Origin of the sequence: Enterobacter chuandaensis (assembly GCF_039718975.1) — a bacterium.
Taxonomy (GTDB): domain Bacteria; phylum Pseudomonadota; class Gammaproteobacteria; order Enterobacterales; family Enterobacteriaceae; genus Enterobacter; species Enterobacter chuandaensis.
Genome location: NZ_CP097173.1, coordinates 4,156,865 through 4,173,149 on the forward strand (window position 1 = coordinate 4,156,865; position 16,285 = coordinate 4,173,149).

The following is a 16,285-nucleotide window of genomic DNA, read 5'->3' on the forward strand; positions in this document are numbered from 1 at the left end:
AAAATTACGCCGTGCCGCCCACCGTCAGGTTATCAACCTTCAGCGTTGGCTGACCCACGCCAACCGGCAGACTCTGGCCTTCTTTACCGCAAACACCCACGCCGTTATCCAGCTTCAGATCGTTACCGACCATGGAAATCTGCTGCATGGCCTCAATGCCGGAGCCAATCAGGGTTGCGCCCTTCACCGCTTTGGTCACCTTGCCCTTCTCAATCAGGTACGCTTCTGAGGTGGAGAAGACAAATTTACCGGAGGTGATGTCCACCTGGCCGCCGCCAAAGTTTGGCGCGAAGATACCGTAATCCACGGATTCGATAATCTCCTGCGGCGTGGATTTGCCCGGAAGCATATAGGTGTTGGTCATGCGCGGCATCGGCAAGTGCGCGTAGGATTCACGACGGCCATTGCCCGTTGGCGCAACGCCCATCAGACGCGCGTTGAGTTTGTCCTGCATGTAGCCTTTCAGCACGCCGTTTTCGATCAGCACGTTGTACTGGCCTGGCGTACCTTCATCGTCGATAGAAATCGAGCCGCGGCGGTCAGGCATGGTGCCATCATCCACTACGGTACACAGCTCAGAGGAGACGAGCTGCCCGATCTGACCGCTGAATACGGACGTTCCGCGACGGTTGAAATCACCCTCCAGACCGTGGCCCACCGCCTCGTGCAGCAGCACGCCAGGCCAGCCTGCGCCCAGCACCACCGGGAATGTCCCGGCCGGGGCCGCGACGGCATTCAAATTCACCAGCGCCATGCGCACGGCTTCTTTAGCCCACGCGTCAGCGCGCGCTTCGCCGTCAACGTCGCCCAGGAACCAGTCATAGCCGAAACGACCGCCGCCGCCGCTTGAGCCGCGCTCGCGTTTGCCGTTGTCGTCAACCTGCACGCTGATGGAAAGTCGTACCAGCGGTCGGACGTCGGCAGCAAGAGTGCCGTCCGTTGCCGCCACCAGAATCAGTTCATACACGCCGCTCAGGCTGGCGGAAACTTCCTGCACGCGTTTGTCGGCGGCGCGCGCCACTTTGTCCACGCGACGCAGAATGTCCAGCTTCTCTTCGCGGCTCATGCTCTGCAGCGGGTCGATGCTGGTATAAAGCGCGGAATGCTGCACTTCGCCCAGGGTTTTTACGCGGCCATCGCCCGCATCACGCACAATGGTACGCGCGGCCTGCGCGCTCTGCTCAAGCGCGGCAAGGCTAATCTGGTCTGCATAGGCAAAACCGGTTTTTTCGCCGCTGATGGCGCGCACGCCAACGCCCTGGTCGATGTTATATGAGCCATCTTTGATGATGCTGTCTTCTAAAACCCAGGATTCGTGATAGCTCGACTGGAAATAGAGATCGCCGTAGTCGAGACGGCGTTCGGTCAGTTGACCAAGAATGGAGAACAGGTCCTGATGGCTCAGGCCGTTCGCTGCGAGCAAATGTTCACTTACCAGGTTCAGACTCATCGTATTGCTACTCGTTCGTTGCCGCCCGTGGCGGTATAAAGATCGTATTTATTGAGAGTGAGGCAATTACCTGCCCACGTCAAATCATTGCTTAGCATCTTTGCGCGGCTGGCGCAGCACCTCGTTAATCTGCGGTTTATCCACCGGACCGGTAATGCGGTAGCGCAGAATGGAGACCTTACTCCACAGCGGCCCCAGCACTTTACTGGCGGCAAATACCGCCGCACCGACAATCGGGTTCACCACAAAGGCCGCCGCCACGCCCACGCTCGCGGAAATTTCCGGCGCCACCACGGCTTCCATATCCAGCTCACGACGCACGAGGTTGACCGAGCCTTTCATGGCGATGTCCGCTTCCAGGCCGTCCACCAGCGTGTCGTCCGTATGCATAACCCCATCCTTGATCCACGCCGTACTGCGGATGGAATCATAGTAGAAACCTTCGCTGAAGGTGTCGCTGAAATCGAAGCGCAGCTTGCGAAGCAGCGCATCAAAACTCAACAGGCGCAGGATCTGCCCGGCACGCCCCGTGCTGACGTCGGCGATTTCACCTTTGCCAAAGTGGGTTTTCAGAATGCCGTTCAGGGATGCTTCGTCCGGCGTCCACGGCGCGGCACGCCAGTGAAGATCGTAATTAACGTTAAACGAGGAGCCGCGCAGCGGCGTGCTGATGCCAAAGAAGTTGGCCGCCGCATCCAGCTTGTTGCCTTTAATGTCGCCCTTCAGGGATGTGCGCTGCTCGCCCGGGTTATTTACCCATTCCCCGCCCGCCGTCATGCGGCCAAATCCGGTATCGATCAATCCGCCGGAGAGCTTGAGCGTATTCCCCTGGATGGCAAAATCACCGTCGATGCGGCCATACTTTTGCCCCCACAGCCAGCACTCCGCGCAGCGCAGCTGGAGATCGGGCCAGCCGCTAAAATCGACGCGGGAAGTGTTACTCAGCGGCGAGGCATTCGCCGGTTTATCTTTACTCGCGGCGGCCGGGTTGTAGTAGAGATAGCGGATCGCTGCCTGCCACGGCGCGTGATTGCGCATGGTCAGCGAGCCGTTGATCTCCCTGCCCTGGGCCTCCACTTTTGAGCCGTTAGCGGTTGGCTGGGAGACAATGCTCAGGTTATTCCACTGTTGCCCGCCCAGCATCAGCGACGGCGTGCGTACGGTAATGGTCTGCGGGAACTGGGCGGCCTCATCAACGTTTTGCCCAACGCCTTTCTGGAACAACGCCAGCCACTCCGCACCGTCCATCGGCGGGAGATTCAGCTCAACGCCCGCATGCTCAGGCAACGGCGGCGTGGTTTTACTGTCCGTCGTCCAGATAGCTTTGTCGAGGGTAAGCTTGCGGTTAAGCAGCCAGCGGCTGTTGAAGTGGTTCGTCCCGCCCGCGCTTCCGGTCAGCGCGAAGCTGTTGAGGTTGCCATCGACGTTCAGCTTCACCGGCAGTGCCTGGCCGGCCTGTTTATCCAGCGGTGCGGGCAGCTGGCTTTGAAGATTTTTCAGGTCGCCCGTGATGTCGACCTTATACTGCGCACCCGCGTGGTACGGCAGGTCTATTGCCACTTTCCCCTGCCAGGCGACCGCGCCGTCCACTGAGGACGCGACAGGCTTCGGCAGGACGTCCATGCGCGCTGGCTGCCAGTTGCCGTCCAGATTAACGGCCACCTGATAAGCCTTTTGCCCCTCGGTTGTCGAGAAGTCGATATTCACGGGCTGATTAAACCAGCTGGCGGTCAGCGGCTCACTTTTCAAATTCCCATTCACAAAGCTGAACTGTCCGCTGAGGTTTTTCAGGGTGCTATCAAGCGGTTTAACGTACAGGCTGTTGTTCTTCAGACGGACATCACCTTTGGCGGTGGTCATTTCACCGTCCAGCGGGATATCAAGATGTAAGCGAGCATTCACATCGCCATCAAGCTGGAGTTGCTGAAGCGTTGCTGCCAGCGACTCTTTCAGCGGCGTATCCTCAAAGTACAGCCCCACCGCGTTGCCCGGGCCGTTGATATCAGCATCAATCAGCAGCTTCTCTTTGGAGTAGTCCGGGATGTTGGCCGTCAGGTTGCTGGCCGTCACGCCGCCCAGCGCAACGTTGTCTGCCTTCATCCACAACCCGTCGTTGAGGAAGTTAAGCTCGATATCCAGGTTTTTCAGCGCGGGCCAGCCCGGCTGGAATGCGAAGGTGGCGTCGTGCAGCGGCACCAGCACCTGGAACTGCCCCTCATTATGTTTGTACGGGAAAAGATGCGGGTTACCGCCGTAGACCAGCGTGGCGTTATCCGCCTGACCGCCCTGAATCGCGCCGCTCAGATAGTCGACCAGCGCTTTCCCCATCAGGTTTTCCGGGAAATAGCGCCAGGCCTGCGAGCCGTCATCGGTACTGATCCCGGCCAGAATGCCCAACCACGGCTCGTCACCCTGCGGTTGCAGATAGCGGAAGTCTCCCCGCGCGCGTACCGCTTTGGCTTTGACGTCGATATGGCGACCATCAAGCTGGAAGCCCTTATCGTTACGGAGCCAGTTAAGCACCGCGCTGCCCTGTTCAATTTCCAGCGGCGCGCGGAAGACCGTCTCGTAAGGCATTTTAGCATCGTGCATATCGACCGTCAGCCTGCCGTTCTCCACGCTGCCTTCCAGCTTGCCGCTAAAATGCTCCGCGCCCGGCAGCATCTTCCACTGCCTCCAGGCAAGATCTTTCCATGTTGCCAGGAAACGCGTTTTTTCCGTCGCCTGCAGCGGGATATCCAGCGCCAGAGAATCAATCTTTCCGCTCGGCTGTGTCGCCAGCCAGATTTCCCCGAGATCGGGAGAGAGCTTTGCCGCCATGGAGCGCAGGCCTTCAATGGCCGCCAGATCCAGGTTGCTGGCGCGAATGCGCAGCTCGTCGCTGCGTTTACTGGCTGCGCCGCCCACGTCCTGTTCCGGCATCCAGGCCAGCGTCAGCGCACCGCGCGGCCACGGCTTGCCGTCCATCGTGATGCGCGTATCCGGGATGGCGAACTGCCAGCCCTCTTTCTCCTGCGTCACGTGCGCGGTGAGGTTATCGACGGAAAGCTGATGCTGCTGTTTTTCGCCCTTCCAGCTTGCGCCCCCCTGCTTCAGCCAGATATCGCCGCTGGCAAATTTCCCTTTCGTCAGGGTCATCCAGCCCTCGAGGCTGAAACGAGCGGTTTCCAGCTGCATGTTTTGCTGCAGCCAGTCGCCGAGCCAGGGTTTCACATCCACATCGTCGGCCTGCAGCCAGACTTTGCCGTTGTTTAACAGGCCGTCATCGTCCCGCAGATCCATGCGCACCTGCATGACGCCGTGCTGGCCGTTCAGGCTGGAAAGATTGACCTGCCCCTCGGCGCGGTGTCGATCCTTGCCGTTAAGCCAGGTCAGCTGTGGGATGGCCAGTTCAGCGCGCTGGCCGGAAAGGGTAATAAAGCTCACTTCGCTGTCGCGTAGATCGAAATGATCGAACTGACGGAGGAAGAGATCGCTAAAGCGGTTGGCTTCCAGGCCCTGATTGTTATCACCGCCCGTCAGCGGCGTATTGGTCAGAAACTGAAGTTGATAAAAGGTGAGATCGCGAAACTGCCAGCGCAGATGCAGCAGGCTTTGCCAGACGTCCAGCGCCAGGGTTACGCGTTTGATTTTGAGATGACCGCCATCTTTCAGGCTGGCGTTGATGTCACGGACATCGAGCGTCGGGCCAAAGTTCTGCCAGCTGGCGCTAACCTGGCTTACGTCCACCGGCACGCCGGTGGTGGATTCGATTTTCGCCAACAGCTGTGGACGCCAGCTGTCCAGATGCGGCAAAACGAGGCGTAGCCCGCTCACGAGCAACGCGACAATCACGACCAGCGTTGCCCCTGCAAGCAATAAAATCCCCGGCAATCGCCTCACGCATCTCTCCTTGTCAGCTTTCGTCACGCAGCGTACTGCGTCTTACATCATCACAACGTCGAACTGCTCCTGGTTATAGAGCGGTTCAATTTGTACTTTTACCTGTTTGCCGACAAAGATTTCCACTTCCGCCAGCGCGTGCGACTCTTCGCCTTTCAGCGCTTCAGCCACCGCAGGGGAAGCATAGACCAGAAAACGATCGGAGTCGTAGGCATGATGAACACGGACGATTTCACGCATAATTTCGTAGCAGACGGTCTCAACCGTCTTTACCGTTCCGCGTCCATGGCAGGTTGGGCATTCATTACACAGCACATGCTCAACGCTTTCACGGGTACGCTTGCGCGTCATTTCCACCAGGCCCAGCTGTGAGAAACCGTTGATGCTGGTTTTCACGCGATCTTTACTTAGCGCCTGCTCCAGCGAGTGCAGCACGCGGCGGCGATGGTCTTCATTGCTCATATCGATGAAGTCGATGATGATAATGCCGCCGAGGTTGCGCAGACGAAGCTGGCGCGCAATCGCCTGCGTGGCTTCGATGTTGGTATTGAAGATGGTGTCATCCAGATTGCGATGGCCGACAAACGCGCCGGTATTGATATCGACGGTGGTCATCGCTTCGGTCTGATCGATGATCAGATACCCGCCAGACTTCAGCTCAACCTTACGCTCCAGGGCTCGCTGGATCTCGTTTTCGACATCATAGAGATCGAAGATCGGCTGACGCCCGGTGTAATGCTCCAGCAGGCCAGGCATTTCCGGGATGTACTCGGCGGTAAACTCCAGCAGCGCTTCATACGTCAGACGAGAGTCCACGCGAATACGGTCGAGCTGCGCATCGGCAAAATCACGCAGCACGCGCTGCGCCAGCGCCAGCTCCCCATACAGCTGGTAGCGGGTCTGGTTGCGTTTTTTACGCTCCATCACTTTGGTCCAGACGCGCTTCAGGTATGCCGCATCTGACGCCAGGTCTTCTTCGCTGATCCCTTCCGCGGCGGTACGGATAATAAATCCGCCCTGTTCATCGCAGTAAGCGCTGACCACTTTCTTCAGACGCTCGCGCTCGCTTTCGCTTTCAATACGTTGGGAAACGCCCACGTGCGACGCGCCGGGCATAAAGACCAGATAGCGGGAAGGTAAGGTGATGTCGGTGGTCAGACGGGCACCTTTGGTGCCAAGGGGATCTTTCACCACCTGCACCATTAAGTCCTGGCCCTGACGCACCAGCTCGGAAATGTCGCGCACGGCAAACTGTTTTTGCTCTTCGCCCGCGACGCACTCGGTGTGCGGCATGATATCGGAGGCATGTAAAAATGCCGCCTTATCCAGTCCAATATCTACAAAAGCCGCCTGCATACCCGGCAGTACACGACTGACACGACCTTTGTAGATATTGCCTACTATTCCGCGCCGCGCTTCACGCTCAATATGAATTTCCTGAAGAATGCCACCATCAATATAGGCCACACGGGTTTCCGATGGCGTTACGTTTACCAACAATTCAGCCGTCATAATTATCCCTTCCCTCACGCAGTGAGTTAAAATTGCTCAGCAACTCATACGTTTCCACCAGCGGTAAGCCGACTACGGCGTGATAGCTGCCATTAATCTTCCTGACAAAACAGCCACCCAACCCTTGAATACCGTATGCACCTGCTTTATCCATCGGTTCACCGCTGGCAATGTAAGCGGCGATCTCATCGTCGGTAAGTACTCTGAACGTCACGTCCGTCACCACCAGGCAATCCAGCACGTTTTGGCTGTCAGCCAGCGCGACGGCAGTCATCACCTGATGCGTTTGCCCGGACATTTTGCGCAGCATGCGCTCCGCATGTTCGGCGTCGCGCGGTTTCTCAAGCACTTCACCGTTAAGAATAACGATGGTATCTGCCCCCAGCACGGGGAGATCGCGTGGCACGCTGGCGACGCCAGCCTGCGCTTTCTCGCGCGCCAGACGAGAGACGTACTGCTGAGCACTTTCGCCCTCAGCACGTTTTTCTTCAATGCCGGTCACGATGCGTTCAAAAGAGACCCCTAACTGCGTCAGGAGCTCCTGACGGCGCGGGGAGCCGGAAGCGAGATACAAAGACGTCATAGAAACCTTTTATTGCACAGCAAACTGCTGGCGAACCTTACGCATCAGCAGGAATAACCATGGCCAGAGCACACCGTTTACTACACTACTCCAGAACACTTCCGGTCGGAAAGAGACGTTGATCACTAAAAACTCTGCCCAGAAAACAACGATATCCGCGGCAAGCGACAACAGCATCACCACCAGCGCCTGTTGCCAGAGCGCAAGGTTCCGGAAGAGCTGGAATTTAAGTGCGACAAGATACGCGATAATGCTCATGGATAATGCGCGTACGCCAAGCGTAGAACCGCTAATGAGATCCAGTATGGCACCCATCACAAATCCCGTGCCGACATTTACGCGGTGCGGCAGAGCAAGGATCCAGTAAAGTAAAATGAGCAGAACCCAGTTTGGCCGGAAAACGAGAATGTCATCCGGCCAGGGCATAATCTGCAGCAACAGTGCAATGAGGAATGAGAGCCAGATGACCCAGCGTCCCTGGCTACGATAGCTTGCCACTACTGCCCTCCCGAAGAGAGTTTAGGCGGTGGCGGCGCATCAGGCAGCGGCTGCGTTAATCCTGTTGCCGGCGCGGGCACTGGCGCTGGCGGCCCCATGGAGTCCGCTGGCGGAAGAACCTGCGGCATCATCTGCATCAGACGTTCATTCGCCACGCGATGCACCTCTTCAGGCGTCATCGGGTTTGCACCGTTACGATCGGCTCCCCAGAGCAGCAGCAGATAGCGCAGACGCTGTAAACCAGCGGTTGGACGCGCCTGAATTACGGTATAGGCACGCTGAGTATCCAGCTTCACCGACGAGACCACGGCAACCGGGTAGCCTTCCGGGAAGCGTCCACCCAGACCGGACGTCACCAGCACGTCACCGACGCGGATGTCCGTATTAGCAGGCAGATGTTCCAGCTGCAGATCGTCTGTGCAGCCGTTACCGGCCGCAATCACGCGGATGTCGTTACGCAGAACCTGGATCGGCAGCGCGTGAGTGGCATCGCAAATCAGCAGCACGCGGCTGGTCAGTTTGGCCACTGCGACAACCTGGCCTACTACGCCTTTATCGCTGATGACGGGCTGACCTTCATACACCCCGTTCACGCTGCCTTTGTCGATCACAACCTGATCGCTGTAAGGGTCGTTCACGGTGGAGATCACCTGCGTGACCATCTTCTGCTCATCCTGACGCAGCGGCGAGCCGAGCAGTTCACGCAGACGCGCGTTTTCCTGCTTATATTGCCCCAGCATCAGCAGTTCGCTGTTTTTCAGCAGCAGTTCCTGGCGTAATGCCCGGTTTTCGAGTTCGAGCTGGTCTCGTGAAGACAGCGTTTGAGAAACGGAGTCGAGCAGTTCACGGGGACCATTTGATATAAAGTAGAAAGGACTGACGGCGGTATCCATGTACGTTCGGATCTGGCTGAACGTACCGAGGCGGCTATCGGCAATAATGACGCCAAGCGCAACCAGAACCGCCAGAATGAGGCGAAACTGTAGCGATGGGCCACGGCTAAAAATTGGCTTCATAGGCTATGCGTATTCTCGTGTCAGAGAGAAAGGGTAGCGATACGCTACCCTTTCACAATGACTACTCTTCGCTGAACAAGTCGCCGCCGTGCATGTCGATCATTTCCAGCGCCTTGCCACCACCGCGGGCGACGCAAGTCAGTGGATCTTCTGCAACTACGACAGGAATACCTGTCTCTTCCATTAACAGGCGGTCGAGGTTACGCAGCAGCGCACCACCACCGGTCAGAACCATACCGCGTTCGGAGATATCGGATGCCAGTTCTGGCGGGCACTGTTCCAGCGCAACCATCACCGCGCTCACGATGCCGGTCAGCGGTTCCTGCAGCGCTTCCAGAATTTCGTTGGAGTTCAGGGTAAAGCCGCGTGGAACACCTTCAGCCAGGTTACGGCCACGCACTTCGATCTCGCGCACTTCATCGCCCGGATACGCAGAGCCGATTTCGTGTTTGATGCGCTCTGCAGTCGCTTCACCGATCAGAGAGCCGTAGTTACGGCGCACGTAGTTAATGATCGCTTCGTCGAAGCGGTCACCACCGATACGCACGGAAGAGGAGTACACCACGCCGTTCAGAGAGATAACGGCCACTTCAGTGGTACCACCACCGATATCCACCACCATAGAGCCGGTAGCTTCAGAAACTGGCAGGCCTGCACCGATAGCCGCAGCCATTGGCTCTTCAATCAGGAATACTTCACGCGCACCTGCGCCCTGAGCGGATTCACGAATCGCGCGACGTTCTACCTGGGTTGCGCCAACCGGCACACACACCAGCACACGCGGGCTTGGGCGCATGAAGCTGTTGCTGTGGACCTGCTTGATGAAGTGCTGAAGCATTTTTTCAGTCACGAAGAAGTCAGCGATAACGCCGTCTTTCATTGGGCGAATGGCGGCAATGTTGCCAGGGGTACGACCCAGCATCTGCTTCGCGTCATGACCCACTGCGGCCACGCTTTTTGGCGAGCCTGCGCGATCCTGACGAATGGCCACAACAGAAGGCTCATTCAATACGATGCCTTGTCCTTTTACATAAATAAGGGTATTCGCGGTACCCAGGTCAATGGACAGGTCATTGGAAAACATGCCACGAAATTTTTTCAACATACTAAGGGATAATCCTGAAAGCTGGGGCGGAAAACAAAATCCGCTTACTTTACCAACCACACGCAGCAGCGACAAGGCGCAAAAATCATCTGCAACGGTGAAAATTTGTGCAGTACGTTTCCTGATGTTACAAAATCATCCCCTGACTCCCTCAGGGCTGAGTTAACAGTCGTGTCCCTCACTAACATTTGTAACCCGTTAAAGGTCGTTCACTGGCTTTTTGCTCGACATACTCAAAGCTACAGGCGCGATATTCTACGTGAAAACAAAGTAAACGGCAGGTCAAACAGAGTATCTTTGCAAATATTTTTTCACGTTGGTGTCAAGCGGCTGAGAGGCGGCAAAAAAATCACCCTGACCGCCCATAACGCCGCGCTCTGTTAACATCTGCCATTCGCCTCTGGAGCGCACGCCCGTGGCAAATACTTGCGTTCGCGTTCCCTTGCACGCTTCAACCAGACTCTGTACCAGCAGCTGATTTTCCGTGCGCTTTTCAATATTCCTTACCAGCCCCGGATGTAATTTTAATAACTCGACATCCAGCTCCTTGATCCAGTTGGTACTGACCAGTGTTAAACCTGCCTGCGTCACTGCTACGCGCGCGCCGAGCGCGTTGATCAAACGTACCACCGGACGCAACCGGCTGATGTGTTGACCCACATCCGCCTCAGCAAGTTCAAAAATAATGCGCTTGCGTTGCGATTTTTCGCATTGCATTAAGGTATCCCGCAGCCAGCGCTGAAAACGCGGGCGAATTAACGACTCCACGGTAACCTGTAATGCCAGATTTTCGTCAGGCCAGAAGGATAAAAACGGAATCAACCGCGTAATTTGCTGGCGGTCATACTCTTCGGACAGCCCAAATTGCAGCACCATCGGCAGATATTCCGCAGAAATAACCTCTTCCGTACCGTCAAAAATACGGCACAGCAGCTCGCGGTGGTGGACGTTACCGTTTTTCAGGACCGCCGGCTTTTGATAAATACGTGGTCCACCGCGACTCAGCATTTGCTCAATCAAAGTACGCCAGCGCACGTTTCCGCGTCCTTTTTCCGGCAGCGAATCGTCATAGACCGCCCAACCGTTCGCCCCCTGCAGCACGGCATTACGGGTGGCCGCTTCCGCATGCTCCATCACCTGCTCTGTCGACTGCCCGCCGCGCCAGGCGCAGATCCCCATATGAACCATATCGTCTCTGTCGAGCATTTTGCTCTGCGGCAGCGCATCGACGGCCTTCAGCAGCTGGCTGGCGATGCTCTCTGACTCCTTCAACGTGCGATGCGGCAGCAACACGGCAAAGTCACTGCGGTGATAGCGGGCCAGCAGCGCGCCCGGGTAGCGCATAATAAAGGTGGAGAGCAGGTTGATCAGCGTAAAGAGATTTTCTTCCGCGGCGCGCTGTCCCCAGGTATCGCGCAGCAGATCGAAATCAGGCAGGCGGACCATCATTACCACCCCGTGGGTGCCCACTTTTTCCGGGTCGTCGAGCAGTGTGGCAAGCTGATTATCAAAGAAAAGGCGGTTGTTCAGGCCTGTTTTATTATCCTGCGCGGCATAAGAGCGGATCAGCGTATCCATACGGCTGCGCTGGTCGCTGGCAAACTGGATTTCGGAGAGCAGCGTATCCAGCGCGCTGCTGGCGCGGGACGGCCATTCGTGAACCGAGCCGCGCACCTGCGGGCCGCGTTCACCGTTCAGGATACGTACGGAGCGGATCTCCAGCAGTTCCTGACCTGAAAGCTGGCGGCGCAGCCAGCGGACCGCGAGAAAAATCAGCAGAATAATGAATGCGACAGCGACGGTGAGCGGCGCGGTGGTCATCATGGAACGGAAATAGCTGGCCATCGGATCGAGGTAGACCATGTGGATGGTCATGCCCGGATTTTTGAGGGAGTGTACCGTCACTTCACGATACTGGCTCACCACGCCCGCAGGTCGATAACTTCCCTGCCGTTCATGGCTTAACACCTGATGCTTTCCCTGCTGAATGTCGATCTGAATAATATCAACCGGCACCATCAGCTCATCCAGTTCCCGGGACAGCTCAGGGAGCGGCGTAGTCAGCAGACGCGTATCAATGACCGACGCAACAGATTCCACCCGGTTGACCAGTTTGTCCTGAATGGCGTTATAAAAGCTCAGAGAGCAACCAAGAAGCGTGACAAAGATGGTAAGCCCCGTCAGCAAAGTGATAAAAGCCGAGAACTTCGTCGTTAATCGCATCCTTGAGATTACTCCGTGGGTTGATGGGGTAGCGAGTAAGCGCTAACTTGCATTTCAAATGCGGCATACTACCAAACCTGGCGTATCTGGCAATTTATTGCGTTAAATCGGCATTGCTTTACCCTGAGCGAGTATAGTCTTCAGAAAGTATTTTCCCATCATATGAGTTGTGAGGACCCCCGTATGCAGGCTTTGATCTTAGAACAGCAGGACGGTAAAACGCTTGCCTCAATACAGGCCGTAGAAGAGAGCCGACTGCCGGAAGGCGAAGTAACCGTCGACATCGACTGGTCCAGTTTAAATTATAAAGATGCGCTGGCTATTACCGGTAAGGGTAAAATCATCCGAAATTTCCCTATGGTGCCGGGTATTGATTTTGCTGGCCGGGTTCATAGCAGCGAAGATCCGCGTTTCCATGCGGGCCAGCAGGTGCTGCTCACCGGCTGGGGCGTGGGTGAAAATCACTGGGGCGGGCTGGCAACACAGGCTCGCGTGAAGGGTGACTGGCTGGTGCCGATGCCAAAAGGCATGGATGGCCGCAAAGCGATGATCGTCGGCACCGCAGGCTTTACCGCCATGCTGTGCGTGATGGCCCTTGAAGATGCTGGCATTCGTCCTGAGTCAGGTGAAATTGTCGTGACCGGGGCCAGCGGTGGCGTGGGCAGCACGGCAGTCACGCTGCTGCATAAGCTGGGTTATCAGGTTGCGGCGGTTTCTGGCCGTGAAAGTACGCATGACTACCTGCGCCAGCTCGGTGCCAGCCGCATTCTTGGCCGCGATGAGTTTGCTGAAACCCGCCCGCTGGAAAAACAGGTCTGGGCAGGCGCGGTGGATACCGTCGGAGACAAAGTGCTGGCAAAGATCCTGGCACAAATGAACTACGGCGGCTGCGTGGCAGCCTGCGGCCTGGCGGGTGGATTTGCCCTGCCAACGACAGTGATGCCATTTATTCTGCGTAACGTCCGCCTGCAGGGTGTGGATTCCGTGATGACGCCTGCGGCTCGCCGTGCAGAAGCGTGGGAGCGTCTGGTGCGCGATCTGCCGGAATCATTCTATACTCAGAGCGCCACCGAGATTACGCTCGGCCAGGCACCGGAATATGCCAGTAAGATTATGGATAACCAGTTCCACGGCCGTGCGCTGGTGAAAATCGCCTAATCTTCAAATTTTCGTGACATATTCGCGCTAATCCTTCTCCTCCGTCATGCTTAGAAAAACGCATGACGGAGGATGCCATGAAAAACCGAAAACTGACGGAAGCCGACGTAACGTCTGAGTCTGTCTTTATGTTACAGCGCCGCCAGATCCTGAAAATGCTTGGCATCAGCGCCACCGCACTGACGCTCTCTCCAGCAGCACACGCTGACCTGCTCGACTGGTTTAAAGGCAACGATCGCCCTAAGGCGCCTTCCGGTGCCCCACTTACCTTTACCAAACCCGCCGAATGGCAAAACACGCTGGCGCTCACGCCGGAAGATAAGGTCACCGGCTACAACAACTTCTACGAATTTGGTCTGGATAAAGCCGATCCCGCCGCCAATGCCGGCAGCATGAAAACCGATCCGTGGACGCTGAAAATCGACGGCGAAGTGGCGAAACCGTTGACGCTGGACCACCACGATCTGACCACCCGCTTCCCGCTCGAAGAGCGTATCTATCGCATGCGCTGTGTAGAGGCGTGGTCGATGGTGGTGCCCTGGGTAGGCTTCCCGCTGCATAAGCTACTGGCGATGGTTGAGCCCACCAGCAATGCAAAATACGTCGCCTTCCAGACGCGCTACGCCCCGGACGAGATGCCGGGTCAGAAGGACCGGTTTATCGGCGGCGGGCTTGAGTATCCGTACGTCGAAGGGTTGCGTCTCGATGAAGCCATGCATCCCCTTACCCTACTGACCGTCGGCGTTTACGGTAAAGCGCTCCCGCCGCAGAACGGTGCCCCCATCCGTTTAACCGTGCCGTGGAAATATGGCTTCAAAGGGATTAAATCTATCGTCAGCATTAAGCTGACCCGCGAGCGTCCGCCAACGACCTGGAACCTGGCGGCCCCGAACGAATATGGTTTCTTCGCCAATGTGAACCCGCATGTGGATCATCCCCGCTGGTCGCAGGCGACGGAACGCTTTATTAGCTCCGGCGGCGCGCTGGACGTGAAGCGTCAGCCCACGCTGCTGTTTAACGGCTATGCAGATGAAGTGGCGTCTCTTTACCGTGGCCTTAATTTACGGGAGAACTTCTGAGTGCGTTTAACGGCAAAGCAGATAACCTGGCTGAAAGTGCTGCTGCATTTAGCCGGGATACTTCCTTTTCTCTGGCTGTTCTGGGCGGCCAGTCAGGGGCTCTTTAGCGCCGATCCGGCAAAGGATATCCAGCATTTTACGGGTCGGATGGCTCTGAAATTTTTGCTGGCAACCTTGCTCGTCTCGCCGCTGGCGCGCTACGCTAAACAGCCATTATTGATACGCACCCGTCGGCTTTTGGGGCTATGGTGTTTTGCCTGGGCGACGCTGCACCTTACCAGCTACGCCCTGCTGGAACTGGGAATTAACAATCTGGCGCTGCTTGGACGCGAACTGGTGACCAGACCTTATCTGACGCTGGGTATCGTGAGCTGGGTAGTTTTACTGGCGTTAGCGCTGACATCCACGCAATATGCGCAGCGCAAGCTGGGTCGTCGCTGGCAGTTGCTGCACAACTTCGTCTATCTTGTCGCGATCCTCACCCCCATTCATTATCTGTGGTCGGTGAAGATCCTCTCTCCGCAGCCGGTCCTCTATGCGCTGGCAGCCGTGGCGCTTTTAGCATGGCGTTATAAGAAGTTCCGCCAGTGGTTGCGATAGTTCGCGAAACTGTGCGTTTTCCCGCAGATTACCTCTCAACCGCAAATCTTTTTTGGATTGCGGTTGATAATCTTCCCTGATAAGACCAGTATTTAGCTGCCAAATGCTACGAAATCGTTATAATGTGCGACCTTGGTTCGCCCGACAGCGGTTTTAGGCCTCTGAAAAGGTGACATTTGCGCTTCGACGGTATATTTTGTTTTTTACCCGAAGATCGCAGGAGATAGCGGCATAATGACTGATAAGTTCCATATCTTAGTTTTAAACGGACCGAACCTGAACATGCTCGGAACCCGTGAGCCAGAGAAGTACGGCACGCTGACATTGAGCGAAATTGTTAACCATCTGAGCACGGAAGCAGCCTCGCTGAATGTGGATTTGGACCATTTTCAGTCAAACGCGGAGTACGCAATCATCGACCGTATTCATCAGGCTAAAGACACTGTGGACTATATCCTGATCAATCCGGCCGCGTTTACGCACACCAGTGTTGCTATTCGCGACGCACTGCTCGCGGTGAGTATCCCGTTTATCGAGGTCCACCTGAGTAATGTGCACGCCCGAGAGCCGTTCCGCCACCATTCGTATCTGTCGGATATCGCTGCTGGCGTTATCTGCGGACTGGGCGCAGACGGCTATTCATACGCTTTACAGACAGCGGTAAAACGCTTGTCACAATCACACTAAACAAGAGTACGGAACCCACTCATGGATATTCGTAAGATTAAAAAACTGATCGAGCTGGTTGAAGAATCAGGCATCTCCGAACTGGAAATTTCTGAAGGCGAAGAGTCTGTACGCATCAGCCGTGCAGCCCCAGCCGCTAGCTTCCCGGTAATGCAGCAAGCTTACGCTGCGCCAGTGCAGCAGCCTGCGCTTTCCGCAGCCGTTGCGCCAGCAGCAGCTGAAGCCGCACCTGCCGCTGCAGCAGAAATCAGTGGTCACATCGTACGTTCCCCAATGGTTGGTACTTTCTACCGCACCCCGAGCCCGGACGCGAAGGCGTTCATCGAAGTGGGTCAGAAAGTCAACGTAGGCGATACCCTGTGCATCGTTGAAGCGATGAAAATGATGAACCAGATCGAAGCTGACAAGTCAGGTACTGTGAAAGCGATTCTGGTCGAAAGTGGTCAGCCGGTTGAATTTGACGAGCCGCTGGTCGTCATCGAGTAACGAGGC

The 16,285-nt window shown here is 56.4% G+C and carries 13 protein-coding genes; 5 read left to right on the forward strand and 8 right to left on the reverse strand.

The window, feature by feature from the left end:
• Positions 1 to 4: 4 nt before the first annotated feature.
• From tldD to csrD, 8 genes are all read right to left on the reverse strand, one after another.
• The gene (tldD, locus tag MX657_RS20000; protein WP_080328350.1) at positions 5 to 1,450 is read right to left on the reverse strand and encodes a metalloprotease TldD; all 1,446 of its coding nucleotides are present in this window, start codon (positions 1,448 to 1,450) and stop codon (positions 5 to 7) included.
• Between the two features lie 84 nt (positions 1,451 to 1,534).
• A complete protein-coding gene (gene yhdP, locus MX657_RS20005; RefSeq protein ID WP_346806549.1) occupies positions 1,535 to 5,332 on the reverse strand; it encodes an AsmA2 domain-containing protein YhdP in 3,798 nt (1,265 codons plus the stop codon).
• Positions 5,333 to 5,374: 42 nt separating this feature from the next.
• Positions 5,375 to 6,844, reverse strand: coding sequence for a ribonuclease G (gene rng, locus MX657_RS20010; RefSeq protein ID WP_008502847.1), 1,470 nt, complete (start codon positions 6,842 to 6,844; stop codon positions 5,375 to 5,377).
• On the reverse strand, positions 6,834 to 7,427 hold the full coding sequence (locus MX657_RS20015) for a Maf family protein (protein ID WP_346806551.1): 594 nt from the start codon (positions 7,425 to 7,427) through the stop codon (positions 6,834 to 6,836). Before MX657_RS20015 ends, rng begins: the two co-directional genes overlap by 11 nt.
• Before the next feature lie 9 nt (positions 7,428 to 7,436).
• A complete protein-coding gene (mreD, locus tag MX657_RS20020) occupies positions 7,437 to 7,925 on the reverse strand; it encodes a rod shape-determining protein MreD (RefSeq protein ID WP_014071997.1) in 489 nt (162 codons plus the stop codon).
• Positions 7,925 to 8,941, reverse strand: a complete 1,017-nt coding sequence (gene mreC / locus MX657_RS20025; RefSeq protein WP_032650442.1) for a rod shape-determining protein MreC — start codon at positions 8,939 to 8,941, stop codon at positions 7,925 to 7,927. Before mreC ends, mreD begins: the two co-directional genes overlap by 1 nt.
• A gap of 61 nt (positions 8,942 to 9,002) precedes the next feature.
• Positions 9,003 to 10,046, reverse strand: a complete 1,044-nt coding sequence (mreB, locus tag MX657_RS20030; RefSeq protein ID WP_000913396.1) for a rod shape-determining protein MreB — start codon at positions 10,044 to 10,046, stop codon at positions 9,003 to 9,005.
• Between the two features lie 282 nt (positions 10,047 to 10,328).
• The gene (csrD, locus tag MX657_RS20035) at positions 10,329 to 12,269 is read right to left on the reverse strand and encodes an RNase E specificity factor CsrD (protein ID WP_346806553.1); all 1,941 of its coding nucleotides are present in this window, start codon (positions 12,267 to 12,269) and stop codon (positions 10,329 to 10,331) included.
• A gap of 183 nt (positions 12,270 to 12,452) precedes the next feature.
• Here csrD and MX657_RS20040 point away from each other — a divergent pair, with 183 nt between their 5' ends.
• The 5 genes from MX657_RS20040 (at position 12,453) to accB (ending at position 16,279) form a co-directional block, all read left to right on the forward strand.
• Positions 12,453 to 13,427: an MDR family oxidoreductase gene (locus tag MX657_RS20040; RefSeq protein WP_080328355.1), complete on the forward strand. Its 975-nt coding sequence runs from the start codon at positions 12,453 to 12,455 to the stop codon at positions 13,425 to 13,427.
• 77 nt (positions 13,428 to 13,504) lie between these two features.
• Complete coding sequence (gene msrP, locus MX657_RS20045; protein ID WP_346806555.1) at positions 13,505 to 14,506, forward strand: protein-methionine-sulfoxide reductase catalytic subunit MsrP; 1,002 nt, start codon at positions 13,505 to 13,507, stop codon at positions 14,504 to 14,506.
• The gene (gene msrQ / locus MX657_RS20050) at positions 14,507 to 15,106 is read left to right on the forward strand and encodes a protein-methionine-sulfoxide reductase heme-binding subunit MsrQ (RefSeq protein WP_080328357.1); all 600 of its coding nucleotides are present in this window, start codon (positions 14,507 to 14,509) and stop codon (positions 15,104 to 15,106) included. It abuts the gene before it with no gap.
• Between the two features lie 234 nt (positions 15,107 to 15,340).
• Positions 15,341 to 15,793, forward strand: coding sequence for a type II 3-dehydroquinate dehydratase (gene aroQ, locus MX657_RS20055; protein WP_346806557.1), 453 nt, complete (start codon positions 15,341 to 15,343; stop codon positions 15,791 to 15,793).
• Positions 15,794 to 15,814: 21 nt separating this feature from the next.
• Positions 15,815 to 16,279: an acetyl-CoA carboxylase biotin carboxyl carrier protein gene (gene accB, locus MX657_RS20060; RefSeq protein WP_008502856.1), complete on the forward strand. Its 465-nt coding sequence runs from the start codon at positions 15,815 to 15,817 to the stop codon at positions 16,277 to 16,279.
• Positions 16,280 to 16,285 lie beyond the last annotated feature (6 nt).

Excerpts from the sequence above, each read along its gene's own strand:
- tldD (WP_080328350.1), bottom strand. The coding sequence starts at position 1,450 with ATGAGTCTGAACCTGGTAAGTGAACATTTGCTCGCAGCGAACGGCCTG.
- rng (WP_008502847.1), bottom strand. The coding sequence starts at position 6,844 with ATGACGGCTGAATTGTTGGTAAACGTAACGCCATCGGAAACCCGTGTG.
- MX657_RS20015 (WP_346806551.1), bottom strand. The coding sequence starts at position 7,427 with ATGACGTCTTTGTATCTCGCTTCCGGCTCCCCGCGCCGTCAGGAGCTC.
- mreC (WP_032650442.1), bottom strand. The coding sequence starts at position 8,941 with ATGAAGCCAATTTTTAGCCGTGGCCCATCGCTACAGTTTCGCCTCATT.
- mreB (WP_000913396.1), bottom strand. The coding sequence starts at position 10,046 with ATGTTGAAAAAATTTCGTGGCATGTTTTCCAATGACCTGTCCATTGAC.
- csrD (WP_346806553.1), bottom strand. The coding sequence starts at position 12,269 with ATGCGATTAACGACGAAGTTCTCGGCTTTTATCACTTTGCTGACGGGG.
- MX657_RS20040 (WP_080328355.1), top strand. The coding sequence starts at position 12,453 with ATGCAGGCTTTGATCTTAGAACAGCAGGACGGTAAAACGCTTGCCTCA.
- msrP (WP_346806555.1), top strand. The coding sequence starts at position 13,505 with ATGAAAAACCGAAAACTGACGGAAGCCGACGTAACGTCTGAGTCTGTC.
- aroQ (WP_346806557.1), top strand. The coding sequence starts at position 15,341 with ATGACTGATAAGTTCCATATCTTAGTTTTAAACGGACCGAACCTGAAC.
- accB (WP_008502856.1), top strand. The coding sequence starts at position 15,815 with ATGGATATTCGTAAGATTAAAAAACTGATCGAGCTGGTTGAAGAATCA.